12 protein-coding genes are annotated in these 13,026 nt (G+C 31.5%); 3 read left to right on the top strand and 9 right to left on the bottom strand.

What is annotated here, in order from left to right:
- Positions 1 to 73: 73 nt before the first annotated feature.
- The 8 genes from B3J26_RS14005 to B3J26_RS13970 all read right to left on the bottom strand — a co-directional run bounded on the left by B3J26_RS14005 (position 74) and on the right by B3J26_RS13970 (position 6,506).
- Positions 74 to 778 (bottom strand): formyltransferase family protein, encoded by a 705-nt coding sequence (locus B3J26_RS14005; RefSeq protein WP_115001095.1) that lies wholly within the window; start codon positions 776 to 778, stop codon positions 74 to 76.
- Positions 779 to 780: 2 nt separating this feature from the next.
- Complete coding sequence (locus B3J26_RS14000; RefSeq protein WP_181816317.1) at positions 781 to 1,635, bottom strand: BadF/BadG/BcrA/BcrD ATPase family protein; 855 nt, start codon at positions 1,633 to 1,635, stop codon at positions 781 to 783.
- Between the two features lie 101 nt (positions 1,636 to 1,736).
- On the bottom strand, positions 1,737 to 2,219 hold the full coding sequence (locus B3J26_RS13995) for a DUF4625 domain-containing protein (RefSeq protein ID WP_291074853.1): 483 nt from the start codon (positions 2,217 to 2,219) through the stop codon (positions 1,737 to 1,739).
- Between the two features lie 52 nt (positions 2,220 to 2,271).
- Complete coding sequence (locus tag B3J26_RS13990) at positions 2,272 to 2,589, bottom strand: hypothetical protein (RefSeq protein ID WP_188319924.1); 318 nt, start codon at positions 2,587 to 2,589, stop codon at positions 2,272 to 2,274.
- A 7-nt stretch (positions 2,590 to 2,596) separates the two neighbouring features.
- Complete coding sequence (locus B3J26_RS13985) at positions 2,597 to 4,981, bottom strand: TonB-dependent receptor (RefSeq protein WP_291074851.1); 2,385 nt, start codon at positions 4,979 to 4,981, stop codon at positions 2,597 to 2,599.
- Positions 4,982 to 5,031: 50 nt separating this feature from the next.
- On the bottom strand, positions 5,032 to 5,298 hold the full coding sequence (locus B3J26_RS13980) for a hypothetical protein (RefSeq protein WP_291049116.1): 267 nt from the start codon (positions 5,296 to 5,298) through the stop codon (positions 5,032 to 5,034).
- Positions 5,299 to 5,364: 66 nt separating this feature from the next.
- Complete coding sequence (locus B3J26_RS13975; protein WP_038337223.1) at positions 5,365 to 6,006, bottom strand: hypothetical protein; 642 nt, start codon at positions 6,004 to 6,006, stop codon at positions 5,365 to 5,367.
- Complete coding sequence (locus B3J26_RS13970; protein ID WP_291061969.1) at positions 6,006 to 6,506, bottom strand: RNA polymerase sigma factor; 501 nt, start codon at positions 6,504 to 6,506, stop codon at positions 6,006 to 6,008. Before B3J26_RS13970 ends, B3J26_RS13975 begins: the two co-directional genes overlap by 1 nt.
- Positions 6,507 to 6,836: 330 nt before the next feature.
- Between B3J26_RS13970 and B3J26_RS13965 the strand changes: the two genes are divergently transcribed.
- Genes B3J26_RS13965 through B3J26_RS13955 form a run of 3 tightly spaced genes read left to right on the top strand, consistent with a single transcriptional unit; the run spans position 6,837 to position 10,390 of the window.
- Positions 6,837 to 7,529 (top strand): succinate dehydrogenase cytochrome b subunit, encoded by a 693-nt coding sequence (locus tag B3J26_RS13965; RefSeq protein ID WP_038337219.1) that lies wholly within the window; start codon positions 6,837 to 6,839, stop codon positions 7,527 to 7,529.
- 17 nt (positions 7,530 to 7,546) lie between these two features.
- The gene (locus tag B3J26_RS13960) at positions 7,547 to 9,559 is read left to right on the top strand and encodes a fumarate reductase/succinate dehydrogenase flavoprotein subunit (RefSeq protein WP_291074849.1); all 2,013 of its coding nucleotides are present in this window, start codon (positions 7,547 to 7,549) and stop codon (positions 9,557 to 9,559) included.
- 60 nt (positions 9,560 to 9,619) lie between these two features.
- Entirely contained in the window at positions 9,620 to 10,390 is a 771-nt protein-coding gene (locus B3J26_RS13955; RefSeq protein WP_038337216.1) for a succinate dehydrogenase/fumarate reductase iron-sulfur subunit, read from the top strand.
- Positions 10,391 to 11,028: 638 nt separating this feature from the next.
- Here B3J26_RS13955 and htpG read toward each other — a convergent pair.
- Entirely contained in the window at positions 11,029 to 12,906 is a 1,878-nt protein-coding gene (htpG, locus tag B3J26_RS13950; protein WP_115001086.1) for a molecular chaperone HtpG, read from the bottom strand.
- Positions 12,907 to 13,026 lie beyond the last annotated feature (120 nt).

The raw sequence follows: 13,026 nt of genomic DNA, 5'->3' as shown, positions 1-13,026 counted from the left end.
TTATGAAAAACATAAAAAAAAAAGCTGCCTCACTTTTGAGACAGCTTCTTTTTAATTTTTTTCTAAAAAATATTTAATCCCTTTTATATTTTTCTTTGTAAGTATCAAATGCTTGCATCAAATTTTCTTCGATAGCTTTTGGCATTCTGCGCGTCGCTTCAAATTCATTTGATGAAAGTGATTTGAATTCTGAAAGTGTTGGTATTAATTCAATCGAATTAACTAACATTTCAATTTCTGTTTCATATTGACGATTAGCCAAAGAATGAAACGTATCATTCCCGTAAACAGGAACATATTGTTGTTCAATCAAAAAACCAGCATCGGCTTCTGTGTCTACAAAATGAGTTGTAACACCAATTTCGACTCCTTTTGTGATTGCCCATTTTAATGAATCTAAACCTCTTGTCAAAGGTAAAAAACCTGGGTGTGTATTGATAATTTTATGATTTTCAACCAATTCATCTGGTAATAATCCTGCACCTGCAATAATTACATATTCAGCTTTATAATCGTTTAATTGATTATTCAACGTTTCAGCAGTTGTTAAATCAAAATTATAACCAAAACTATTACAGTAATCATCTAAATTTACTTGAATCGCTTTACTTGGACGATGTTGATAAATTGGTTTGAACGGATTTTCTCTTTGTACAAAAGGCAATGCAAATATTTTTACATTTTGATAACCTTTAGCTTTTAATCCGTGTAAAACATCTTGTGTTTTGCGATGAGGAGTATTGTAAGAAATTACTGCTATTTTTGGTTGAGTTGCCATGATTATTTAATCAAATATTTTTTGTGATAATCAACAACATTATCAATTGGTTTTCTAATAATATGACCAACTGTTAAGTGATATTCTGCCGCAACTGAACGAATAACATCTTCGTAAATATGAGCAATCGAACCAATGAAATTTAATTCAGAATGACGAGCTTCTTCGTAAGGCATAATTTGATATTCGATAAAAGAAGACATTGCATCATAAATAATTTTCTGAATAAATGGATCATTTTTATGTTCGACAACAAATTTATTGAAAGAGGCTAAATAAGTATTTGCAAATTTATTTTGGTACACATTTTTATTTAACTCATTTACAGATAATTTATAATAATCATCAAAAGCTTTGGCTAAATGTGGAGGCATTTTTTTTGTGTAAAAAGCGCGTAATACACGTTTTCCTAAGTCATTTCCAGAACCTTCGTCTCCTAAGATATAAGCTAAAGATTTTGTTTCTTCGCGCATTGTTGTTCCATCGAAATAACAAGAGTTAGAACCTGTTCCTAAGATACAAACCATTGCAGGTTTTCCCATGTAAGTGGCATAACAAGCGGCTAATAAATCATGGTCTATTACAAATTCGGCATTTGTAAAGAAGTTTTGTAAACCTTCTTTAACAACAGCATGCATTGTTTCGCTGGAAGTTCCAGCACCATAAAAAAAGATTTTTGCGAAATCATTTGCAACAGGTGCAAAATCTTCATTTTTTTGTAATTCAGTCGTAATATCTTCTGCTGTTACAAAATACGGATTAAATCCAATTGTACTTGTTCTAAAAACTTCATTAAGGTCGCTATCTAAAATTACCCAATCCGTTTTAGTAGAACCACTATCTGCTATTGCAATCATTTTTTTGTTTTGATATAATTGAAGAGTGCTAAAATAGTATTCTTTTAACAATGCGCATAAGAAAAAGCCTGAAATTTCAGGCTTTTTATATAAAAAAATAATTAATTATCGTGGCTATGGTCAACTATATCGATTTCGATGTATGTTTCGGATTGATTTCCTGCTTTATCAATTAGAATTAATCCTAAATGATATGCACCATCTACAATACCTTCTTGGGGAATTGCAACTTTATAATTGTATGCATATTCCTTTTTACCTGAAGGAATTGCTTCTTCTTTGGTAAATTCCCATTGAGTATTTGTAGAACTCGATGCTTCTTGCGCACTAGCAGAACGATGGTTATGAGTATGTCCATCTCCTGCATAATGAATATCAATTTTTACAGCTCCCAACTCAATATTATCTTTCAAGATAGCTTCAATATTAATCTCGTCACCTAAATGTAGGTGAGCTTCATCTTTTGGAGAAATTAAATTAATTTCTGGTTTTGTTGTATCTAATGAAGAATCATCTGATGAACAAGATGTAATGAATAATGCTGATAATGTTATGAATGAATATTTTAAAATTGAATTTTTCATTGTTTTAATTTTTTTGAATTGAATGTTATTTTTTAAGATTCTGGTTGATTTATTAATAAACAAAATCTTGAGGCGGACCTCGTGTAAAATGATATTCAATTGTAGAAAGTTTAATTTTTTCTACTTGTTCAAAACTTTCTTTTCTGTAAAATTCTTCGTTTTGTTTTCCTTCAATTTTTGGATCATCATGCGTGTCAATAAAGACAGAATAGAATGTAAAGTGATTACATTGATGATGAATAATTTCTTTCTTTTGATTCGAAAAATCTTGTGAATGATCGATTAAAGAAAAATGTAATTGATTAAAAATTGGAATCGAAAAAAGAATAATACTAAAGAAAAGTCCAAAAATAGGATGTCTCTTTTTCATGTATCAACTATTTTCCGAACGGAATTCCTAACATAACTTGTATGTTTCGAGCTTGTTCTGGTAATTGCAATGCACGATAAAAACTGGTGTGATTGTAATAGTTTTTATTGAATAAATTAGAAACCTGAATACTTAAATTTGCACTAAAATTATTGAATTTAAGTTTCGTTTTTCCTCCAATTCCAACCAAGAAATAACTTGGTGTAATATCTTCGTTTTGTGCAATTTTATCTTGCTCAAATGTATACTTTCCATTTGCAAAAAAGCTCAAACCTTCTAAGAATGCAATATTTTGATTGATTTTATAATTAATTTGTCCAAATAAATTATTTGAAGGCGTGAAAGGAAGATAATTTCCGAATTTTTTATTTTCCGTAATTTGTCGATTGTATAAATATTCGTACACAAGATTTGCATCAAAATTTTCGTTGATTTTCTTACGAACTTCAAATTCAAAACCAGTCAACAAAGCTTTGCTTTGTGTATATTGATAAATTTGTCCACCATGAGGAAGAATCGAAAATTGTCCCGAAGGTTTTAAGAAAATATAATTGCTGAAATAATATAAATACGGACTTAGCGAAATATTCCAATCATTTTTGTGAAAAACAGATTTGAAATCTACAGCAATTCCTTTTTCTATATCAAGATTTTCGTCACCTCGTTCATGTCTAAAACTACCGTGATGAATTCCGTTAGAACCCAATTCTATAGCGGTTGGTAAACGGAAATTTGTTCCAACATTCAAATTGAAATCCCATAAATCATTTGGTTGAAAAGTTGCACCAATCATTCCGTTTAAATTACTGAAATTACGATCGATTGATTTGCTACGATTTGCATAATAATCTGCAATACCTTCAGAATTTCCTTTTTCAATCAAATAATTGTACAGAAATTGATCAAAATAACCTTCCGATTTGAACGTTGAATAATCGTAACGTAAACCAGCAGTAACTTTCCATGTATTTCCTTTTTTGAATTCTTCAATCAAAAATCCGCTAAAAATATTTCGATCATATTTTGGTAATAAATAATTGTAACCAGCAATATTATTAGCTTGTAATTGCGCTTGTGCACCAATTATTGTTTTGAAATTTTTGCTATGATTATGTTCAAATTTTAATTGAGAATCATACGTTGATAAATTAAAATCTAATTCTAAATCAGGATTTTTTGTTGGAACAGGTTGGTTCGCATAATGTGTGTGAAACGAACTAACTTCTTGGCGACGATTGTTTTGATAACTTGCCAAAAACTTTAAAACGTCTTTAGAATTTAAACGAAACTCATTTTCGGAAATTACTTTAAAATGATTCACTTTTTGATAAGGAAATTCGACATTTCTATAATTTCCATCATCTTGAAGTCTATCTACAGAAGGAATTCCGTGCGAACCAGGAAAGAAACCAATTTTCTGATTAACGTTAGAAACAGTTAAAATTGAACGAAATTTTTCACCAATATAACCTGTTTGTATTTCAGCATTCAAATCTTGTCCAGCCGTATTTTTTACACGTTTATTGTAAATTGGTAAATAACGATTTAGGTAATAAATGCGATCAGTAGTCGTTCTGTAGTCTGCATAATCAGAATATGAACCTTTTATTTTATAGAAAAAATGATCGTTACGAGATTTCAAATTAAATCCAATTCCGTAATTATCATTTATTGATTGATATAAAGTTTTTACTTCTCCAGAAATTGAATGTTTCGCTGGTAAATTGTTATTGTTAATCTTGATAACTCCAGCAATAGCTTCATTTCCGTACTCCAAAGCCGCAGGACCTTTTATCACTTCGACATCTTCAACATTTAGCGCATCAATCTCCAAACCATGATCGGCTCCCCATTGTTGTCCTTCTTGTTTTACACCATTTTCAGCAACAATTAATCGATTGAAACCAAGTCCACGAATAATTGGTTTTGAAGCTGATGATCCAATTCCAGAAGCATTAACACCTGCAATGTTTTCAAGTGATTTGGCTAATGATCCTGCATAGTTTTCTTGAATATAAGATTGATCGACACGCTCTACATTAGCTGTTGAAAAATCGTGATGATGTCCTAAAACAGTAACTTCATCTAAATTATATGCTTTGTGAAAAGTAAGTGTAAAAACAAATTTTTGTTGCGAATCAAACGTAATATTTTGAGAAAAAGGTTCGTAACCTTGTTCATCAATTTGAACTTGATAATTTCCTTTGTTTAAATTCTCAATTCTAAATTTTCCTTCGGCATTTGTGTGATATTCTTCGTTGTTGAAGTATACAGTTGCGAAAGGAATTGGTTTTTGATTTTTATCTATAATTTGACCTTCGAAAATGTTTTGTGCAAACACAGTTCCGCACAATAATGTAGCCGCAATACTACATTTTATGTTGATTGACATAAATACAATAATTTAATAACGTTAAAAAAATAAGGTGGTTTTTTCTGAAATTAAATTGCGTAGGGCGGTGCTCGAAGACTTTTTTGAGTAAGTAATACAGCTTGTTTTACACGAGTTGTGTAAAGTGTTTTATCTTTTTGGATAAATGATTGACACCATTCGAATAACTCGATTTCTGAATCATTTTCTATAAAATGTTGATTGAAATGGCAAATTGTACAGCTATGATCGTGTACGTTAGAGAATTTGTCTTTCAACTCTTTGTGCTCTTTATTTAGAGTATGATCCAATATATGCGCAGACTGATACACTGTCATAAACAGTGAAATCGTTAGCATAAGATATTGGATAAATTTTTTCATTCAGTTTACAAAAATAAGATTTTATTTCATTTCTTTCAACTCTTTCATGTTTTGTTGAAGTTTTCTTAAAAATAAAAAATAAATAATCCCATAATAAACCGTTCCTATAATCACAATAAAAGCAACAGCAGTTATTATTGCAATCCAACCATAAACAGCAGCATTATTCACAATTGGCTGTATATCATGAGCGTGTTTTGCCAAATAAATAGATTGGCCTAATTCGTAATAGAATGGGGCAGAAGAAACAATTAAACTTAAAACGGTGAAAAGAATAAACAAGTTCACCAATCGACGAAATGAAATAATGTTTTTCATCAAATCGACCACAGATTGATTAAGATCTATTTTTTTGAAATAACGATAAGCCATCACCAAAAATCCAAACGTAGTCACAATACTAAAAACGGAAGCGATCTCGTAATTGTTAATTGTTTTTTCTTCGACTAATGTTTTGACTTCATTATTAAAAAAATTTTTTCCTGAAATTAAAACATATAAATTGTAGACAAGAAAAAGGATAAATTCGAAAAAAGTGAATATAAATAACCATTTTATTGTTGTTGATGATTTTTTCTTCAACATTTGAAAAATTTGATTTTGATCAAACTTTTCTTCTTCCTTTATGGAACCCCAAATTGATTTTAAGTCATCTAACTCCATTATTGTTCCATTTTAAACATTATTTCTTTTAATTTTATCTTCACTCTGTTCATCTTTACTCGTGCATTTACTTCCGAAATTCCTAAAGTTTCGGCAATGTCTTTGTAAGGTAAGTCTTCCAAAAATAGCAGTACCAATGCACGTTCTACGTCGTTTAATAATCTAATTGCCGCGTATAAAAGTGTGATACGTTCTTCTAAAAATTCGTCTTTGTCGTCTGATGTTAAGTTTAAAAATTGAGCTTCATTAAAATCAGTTTCACTGGATTTTGTTTTTTTTCTGATTAATGTAATTGCTGTGTTTAAGCTAACACGATACATCCACGTACTAAATTTTGAATCTCCCTTGAAGGAATCGTAAGAACGCCATAATTGCAATACAATTTCCTGAAATAAATCGTCATGAGAATCCTTGTCGTCTGTGTAAATACGACAAACCTTATGGATAATTCCCTGATTTTTCTCGACTAATTCGGTAAATATTTTTGCTTTATTATTCAAACTATTATTCTGTTGCTCTTTATATGTAGTAAAAAAAAGAATAATGTTACATACAACTAAAAAAATAAAAAATCCTCTTATATTTCTATAAGAGGATTAACCTAACTAACTTAAACCTATGAAAAGTTGTTCTACTTTTCTACTGCAAGTATAAAAATTAATTATTTATTAAGCAATAAAAATTTAGAAAAATTGTTAAAAATGTCTTAATTAACTAAGAATGATTCTAAACTATCGAAATCTGTTAACGAAATGATATATTTCATTGTGATTAGAGCAATGGGATGATTAAATTTGTGGAAATATCTAAAAAATTAAACGAATTGCTTTATGGCAAATGAATCATTACTAAAATCTTCGATTGGTAAGAAGTTCGCGATGGCGCTTTCAGCGTTATTTTTGATCGTGTTCTTGTTACAACATTTCGTGATTAATGCATTATCTGTTATTAATCCGAATGGGTTCAATGAAGTTTCGGCTTTCATGAGTGATAACCCTTTTATCCAATATTTAATGCAGCCTATTTTATTAATTGGTGTTGTATACCACTTTGTAATGGGGTTTGTATTAGAAGCGCAAAACAAGAAAGCGCGTGGACCAGTTGCTTATCAAAAGTATAATGGTGCTGCAAATGCTTCTTGGATGTCAAGAAACATGTTAGTTTCTGGATCTGTAATTTTAGTTTTCTTATTATTACACTTGTATGACTTTTGGGTTCCTACAATTACTGATCACTACATTGCTCCAAATCCTGAGTTTGCTCAAGGAAATTACTTTATGGATCACTTAAACCACGTTTTCACATTAGAAGGTGCTTTAAGTTTTGTAAGATTAGTAATTTACATTGTTGCATTTGTATTTTTATCATTACACTTACAACATGGTTTTGCGTCTGCATTCCAATCTATTGGAGCAAGACACAACAAATACACGCCAGTAATTGTTGCTTTCGGAAAATGGTACTCTATTTTAATTCCAGCTGGTTTCATTATCATTGCTGTTTACCATTTTTTTGTTAAATAATTAAATAATATCAAGAAATGAGTATATTAGATTCTAAAACTCCAGAAGGAGATATCGCAAAACAATGGAGCGAACACAAAGCACATTTAAACTTAGTGGCTCCAAATAACCGTGATAAAATTGATGTTATTGTTGTTGGTACAGGTTTAGCTGGAGGTTCTGCAGCTGCAACTTTAGCAGAGTTAGGATACAAAGTAAAAGCTTTTTGTTACCAAGATTCTCCACGTCGTGCTCACTCTATTGCTGCACAAGGGGGTATTAATGCTGCTAAAAATTATAAAGGAGATAACGACTCTATCTATCGTTTATTTTACGATACAATCAAAGGTGGTGATTACCGCGCTCGTGAGTCTAACGTTTATCGTTTAGCGGAGGTTTCTGGTAATATTATCGACCAATGTGTAATGCAAGGGGTTCCTTTTGCACGTGATTACGGTGGGTTATTAGATAATCGTTCTTTTGGTGGGGTACAAGTATCTCGTACTTTCTATGCGAAAGGTCAAACAGGGCAACAACTATTATTAGGAGCTTATTCAGCAATGAATCAGCAAATTCACTTAGGGCACATCCAAATGTACAACCGTCACGAAATGTTAGATATTGTACTTGTAGATGGTAAAGCTCGTGGTATTATCGCTCGTAATTTAATTACAGGTGAAATCGAAAGACATTCTGCTCACGCAGTAGTTATTGCTACTGGTGGTTACGGAAACGTATATTTCTTATCTTCTAATGCAATGGGTTCTAACGTAACTTCAGCATGGAAAATTCACAAAAAAGGTGCTTATTTTGCTAACCCTTGTTATGTACAAATTCACCCAACTTGTATTCCAATCCACGGAACAAATCAATCTAAATTGACTTTAATGTCTGAATCTTTACGTAACTCTGGTCGTATCTGGGTTCCTAAAAAGAAAGAAGATGCTGAAGCAATCCGTGCTGGTAAGAAAAAAGCAGTTGATATCAAAGAAGAAGACAGAGATTACTACTTAGAAAGACGTTATCCTGCATTTGGTAACTTAGTTCCTCGTGACGTTGCATCTCGTGCTGCAAAAGAGCGTTGTGATGCTGGTTATGGTATTGAAGCAAATGAAACTGGAGAAGGAGTTTACTTAGATTTTACAGATGAGATCAAGAAAAAAGGTCGTGAGGTTGCTTTCGCAAACGGAGATCAAAATCCATCAGATGCTGAAATCGAGAAATTAGGTAAAAAATGGATTGAGGAGAAATATGGTAACTTATTCCAAATGTATTGGAAAATTACAGATGAGAATCCATACGAAAATCCAATGCGTATCTATCCAGCAATTCACTACACAATGGGTGGTGTTTGGGTTGACTACAACTTACAATCAACAATTCCTGGATGTTTCGTAGTAGGAGAAGCTAACTTCTCTGATCACGGAGCTAACCGTTTAGGAGCTTCTGCATTAATGCAAGGTTTAGCAGATGGTTATTTCGTATTACCTTATACAATTGCAGATTATTTATCAGCAGATATTCGTACAGGTAAAATTCCTACAAATACGCCAGAATTTGATGAAGCTGAAAAGGCTGTTAAAGACCAAATTCAACATTTCTTAAGCAATAAAGGAACTAAAACTGTAGATAGTTTCCACAAACGTTTAGGAAATATTATGTGGAACAAAGTAGGTATGGCTCGTAATGCTCAAGGTTTAAAAGAAGCGATTGCTGAAATTGCTGCTTTACGTGAAGAATTCTATCGTGATGTAAAAGTTCCTGGTGATGCTTACGAAATGAATACTGAGTTAGAAAAAGCTGGACGTGTAGCTGACTTCTTAGAATTAGGACAGTTAATGGCAATTGATGCTCTTAACCGTAATGAGTCTTGTGGTGGTCACTTCCGTGAGGAGTACCAAACAGAAGAAGGTGAAGCAATGCGTGATGATGAAAACTATACTTATGTTGCCGCTTGGGAATATAAAGGTGATGATATCAACACTGAGGTTTTACACAAAGAGGAATTAAATTACAAATATATCGAGCTTAAAACTCGTAGTTATAAATAATAAAATCATTTTGCTTGATAACAAACTTTCAAGCAAAATGTCAAAATATCATATAGAATTATGGCATCATCAAAAACAATCAGCATCACGCTGAAAATTTGGCGTCAAAAAAACGCTAATGCTCAAGGAAAAATGGAAACATATTCCTTAAAAGATGTTTCTACTGATTCTTCTTTCTTAGAAATGCTTGATTTATTAAACGAGCAATTAATAGAGGAAGGAAAAGAGCCAGTTGCATTCGACCACGACTGTCGTGAAGGTATTTGTGGTATGTGTTCTTTATTCATCAATGGAGAAGCGCACGGACCAGATAGAGGTGTTACAACTTGTCAATTACATATGCGTATGTTCAAAGATGGTGAAACGATTTACATCGAACCATGGAGATCTGCTGCATTCCCAGTAATCAAAGATTTAATTGTAGACCGTTCATCTTTCGACCGTATCCAACAAGCTGGTGGTTACATCTCTGTAAATACATCAGGACGTACAGTAGATGCAAACAATATTCCAGTAAACAAAATGCATGCAGATGAAGCGTTCGACGCTGCAACATGTATTGGTTGTGGAGCTTGTGTTGCAACTTGTAAAAATGGATCTGCAATGTTATTCGTAGGAGCTAAAGTTTCTCAATTCGCATTGTTACCACAAGGACAAGTAGAAGCTGCTCGTCGTGCTCAAAAAATGGTTGCACAAATGGATTTAGAAGGTTTTGGTAACTGTACAAATACAGGAGCTTGTGAAATCGAATGTCCAAAAGGAATTTCTTTAGATAACATTGCACGTATGAACCGTGAGTATTTATCTGCAAAAATTGTATCACAAGAATAATAACATTCTGATATATATTAAAAGAGCGACATGTTTGTCGCTCTTTTTTTGTTATAATAATTGCAAAAAAAAAGGATTTCAATCTCTTGAAATCCTTCCCAATGTCAAATTCTTTCTTCTGAATAAGTCCATTGTAACTTGTTCTTTTTAAATGATTATAAAAAAGAATTTTTATAAATAGAACAAATATCTATTGTAAATAATAAATGAAATGTACTCATATATGAGAGACTATTAATCCTATGCAATAACTATGAGCAAAATCGATTTAAAAAGAACGTCTAGGGAAAAAAGGATTTCAATTTCTTGAAATCCTTCCCGAAATTTTTGATAATGATTTGAATTAATTTTCACCTTATTATGAAAATTCTCTGTCGGCTTAAAAATTTCGTTATTTTGTGGAAAAACAACTATTAATTTTAATGTTCTGTTTCAAAACAACTAAAGTATTTTGAAGTCCTGAACGAATAATTATTAATTCCTTGATGTAAAATTAATGACAAAAATCATGTTTTGCAAATTATTTCAGATTAATTTTAAAAGTTTAACACATCAATAAATCTATTTAGAAATAAAAAATCCAGCACATTATGTGCTGGATTTTAAGTTTAAGATTACTAAAATATAGTGTTCTGAGATTATTTAATGTTCTTAAAACTTCTATTGATAAAATTTGTTAATTCTTTACCTTTTAACAAACCTTGCGATAATTTTGCTAGATCTAATGCTTGATTAATCAACGCTTCTTTTTCTTCTTTCGAATCTTTAGCTAAAATTTCTGTTGCTAAATCCGAGTTTGCATTCACAACAACATTATACATTTCAGGGAAATTACCCATTCCAAACATCCCAGCTCCGCCAGAAGCTTGCATATCTTTCATACGACGCATAAATTCTGATTGCGTAATGATGAAAGGTGCATCTGTTCCAGATAAATCTTCTAATTGAATTGTATATGATTTATTGTTGATTGATTCTGTGATTTCAGTTTTCAATTTTTCTTTATCATCATCAGATAATTTGGAAATTTTAACTTCATCTTTTTCAATCAAATTATTGATATGATCCGCATCAACACGAACAAATGTTACATTTTCTTTTGTAGATTCTAACTTCTGAATCAAGTGAGAAGAAATAGGAGAATCTAATAAAATTACTTCGTAACCTTTTTCTTTCGCAATTTGTATGTATTGATCTTGTCCATCAACATCAGACGCATAAAGAATTACTAATTTTCCGTCTTTGTTGGTTTGATTGTCTTTAATCGCAGTATTTAATTCATCCCAAGTAAAATATTTACCATCAACTGTTGGATACAATGCAAATTTGTCAGATTTTTCGAAGAATTTATCTTCCGAAATCATTCCATATTCAATTACAACTTTAATATCGTTCCATTTTTGCTCGTAATCTTCACGATTTTGATTCATTAATGAAGACATTTTATCCGCCACTTTTTTCGTAATATGTGCCGAAATTTTCTTCACAGCTCCATCAGCTTGTAAGTACGAACGCGAAACATTCAATGGAATATCTGGAGAATCTATCACACCACGTAATAACATCAAGAAATCAGGAACAATTCCTTTCACTTCGTCTGTTACAAATACTTGATTTTGGTATAATTGAATACGATCTTTATCAATATTGATGTTGTTTCCTAATTTTGGGAAGAATAAAATTCCAGTCAAATTAAATGGATAATCAACATTTAAGTGAATATGGAATAAAGGTTCTTCGAATTGCATTGGATACAATTCTCTGTAGAAATTTTGATAATCTTCGTCAGACAATTCTGATGGCGCTTTTGTCCAAGCCGGATTTGTATTATTGATAATATCATCAACTTCGATTTCCTCAGGTTTTGCATCTTCTGAAGCATCTTCTGGTAAAGGAAGTGTTTCTTTTTTCGTTCCAAATTTGATCGGAATTGGCATGAATTTATTGTATTTATTCAATAATTCACGGATTTTCCATTCGTCTAAAAACTCTTTCGAGTCTTCTGCAATGTGTAAAACGATTTCAGTTCCACGATCTGTTTTATCCGAATTTTCTAATGTAAATTCAGGAGAACCATCACACGTCCAATGAACTGCAGGCTCGTCTTTATATGATTTTGTTATGATTTCTACTTTATCCGCAACCATAAATGCAGAATAAAAACCTAAACCAAAATGTCCGATAATTCCGTCCGCATCTTGGTGTTGATTGATAAATTCTTCCGCTCCAGAAAACGCCACTTGATTGATGTATTTCTCCACTTCATCAGCTGTCATTCCCAAACCTTGGTCAATAATGTGCAAAGTATTATCGTCTTTATTTATTTTTACTTCAATTTTTGGATTTCCGTATTCTACTTTTGCGTCACCAATACTTGTTAAATGCTTTAATTTCAGGGTTGCGTCAGAAGCATTTGAAATTAATTCACGTAAAAAGATTTCGTGATCGCTGTATAAAAACTTCTTAATTAATGGAAAGATATTCTCTACCGAAACATTAATATTTCCTTTATTCATCGTTATTGTATTTTTATTATTTAATAATTAGTTTTTCTTGTAAATAGTCTAAATCATAAGATTTATTGACGAATTCTAAATTTCAAAAGATATTCCAATGTACTCTTCCCTTTGTTAGGT

Origin of the sequence: Empedobacter sp. UBA5987 (assembly GCF_002429865.1) — a bacterium.
In the GTDB taxonomy this organism is placed as follows: domain Bacteria; phylum Bacteroidota; class Bacteroidia; order Flavobacteriales; family Weeksellaceae; genus Empedobacter; species Empedobacter falsenii_B.
Note: the sequence above shows the minus strand (reverse complement) of the source record. Positions and strands in the feature narration are given on the sequence as shown.

Bases quoted from the DNA above. Each gene is read 5' to 3' on its own strand.
- B3J26_RS14005 (WP_115001095.1), bottom strand. From the start codon at position 778: ATGGCAACTCAACCAAAAATAGCAGTAATTTCTTACAATACTCCTCAT.
- B3J26_RS14000 (WP_181816317.1), bottom strand. From the start codon at position 1,635: ATGATTGCAATAGCAGATAGTGGTTCTACTAAAACGGATTGGGTAATT.
- B3J26_RS13995 (WP_291074853.1), bottom strand. From the start codon at position 2,219: ATGAAAAATTCAATTTTAAAATATTCATTCATAACATTATCAGCATTA.
- B3J26_RS13990 (WP_188319924.1), bottom strand. From the start codon at position 2,589: ATGAAAAAGAGACATCCTATTTTTGGACTTTTCTTTAGTATTATTCTT.
- B3J26_RS13985 (WP_291074851.1), bottom strand. From the start codon at position 4,981: ATGTCAATCAACATAAAATGTAGTATTGCGGCTACATTATTGTGCGGA.
- B3J26_RS13980 (WP_291049116.1), bottom strand. From the start codon at position 5,298: ATGACAGTGTATCAGTCTGCGCATATATTGGATCATACTCTAAATAAA.
- B3J26_RS13975 (WP_038337223.1), bottom strand. From the start codon at position 6,006: ATGGAGTTAGATGACTTAAAATCAATTTGGGGTTCCATAAAGGAAGAA.
- B3J26_RS13965 (WP_038337219.1), top strand. From the start codon at position 6,837: ATGGCAAATGAATCATTACTAAAATCTTCGATTGGTAAGAAGTTCGCG.
- B3J26_RS13960 (WP_291074849.1), top strand. From the start codon at position 7,547: ATGAGTATATTAGATTCTAAAACTCCAGAAGGAGATATCGCAAAACAA.
- B3J26_RS13955 (WP_038337216.1), top strand. From the start codon at position 9,620: ATGGCATCATCAAAAACAATCAGCATCACGCTGAAAATTTGGCGTCAA.
- htpG (WP_115001086.1), bottom strand. From the start codon at position 12,906: ATGAATAAAGGAAATATTAATGTTTCGGTAGAGAATATCTTTCCATTA.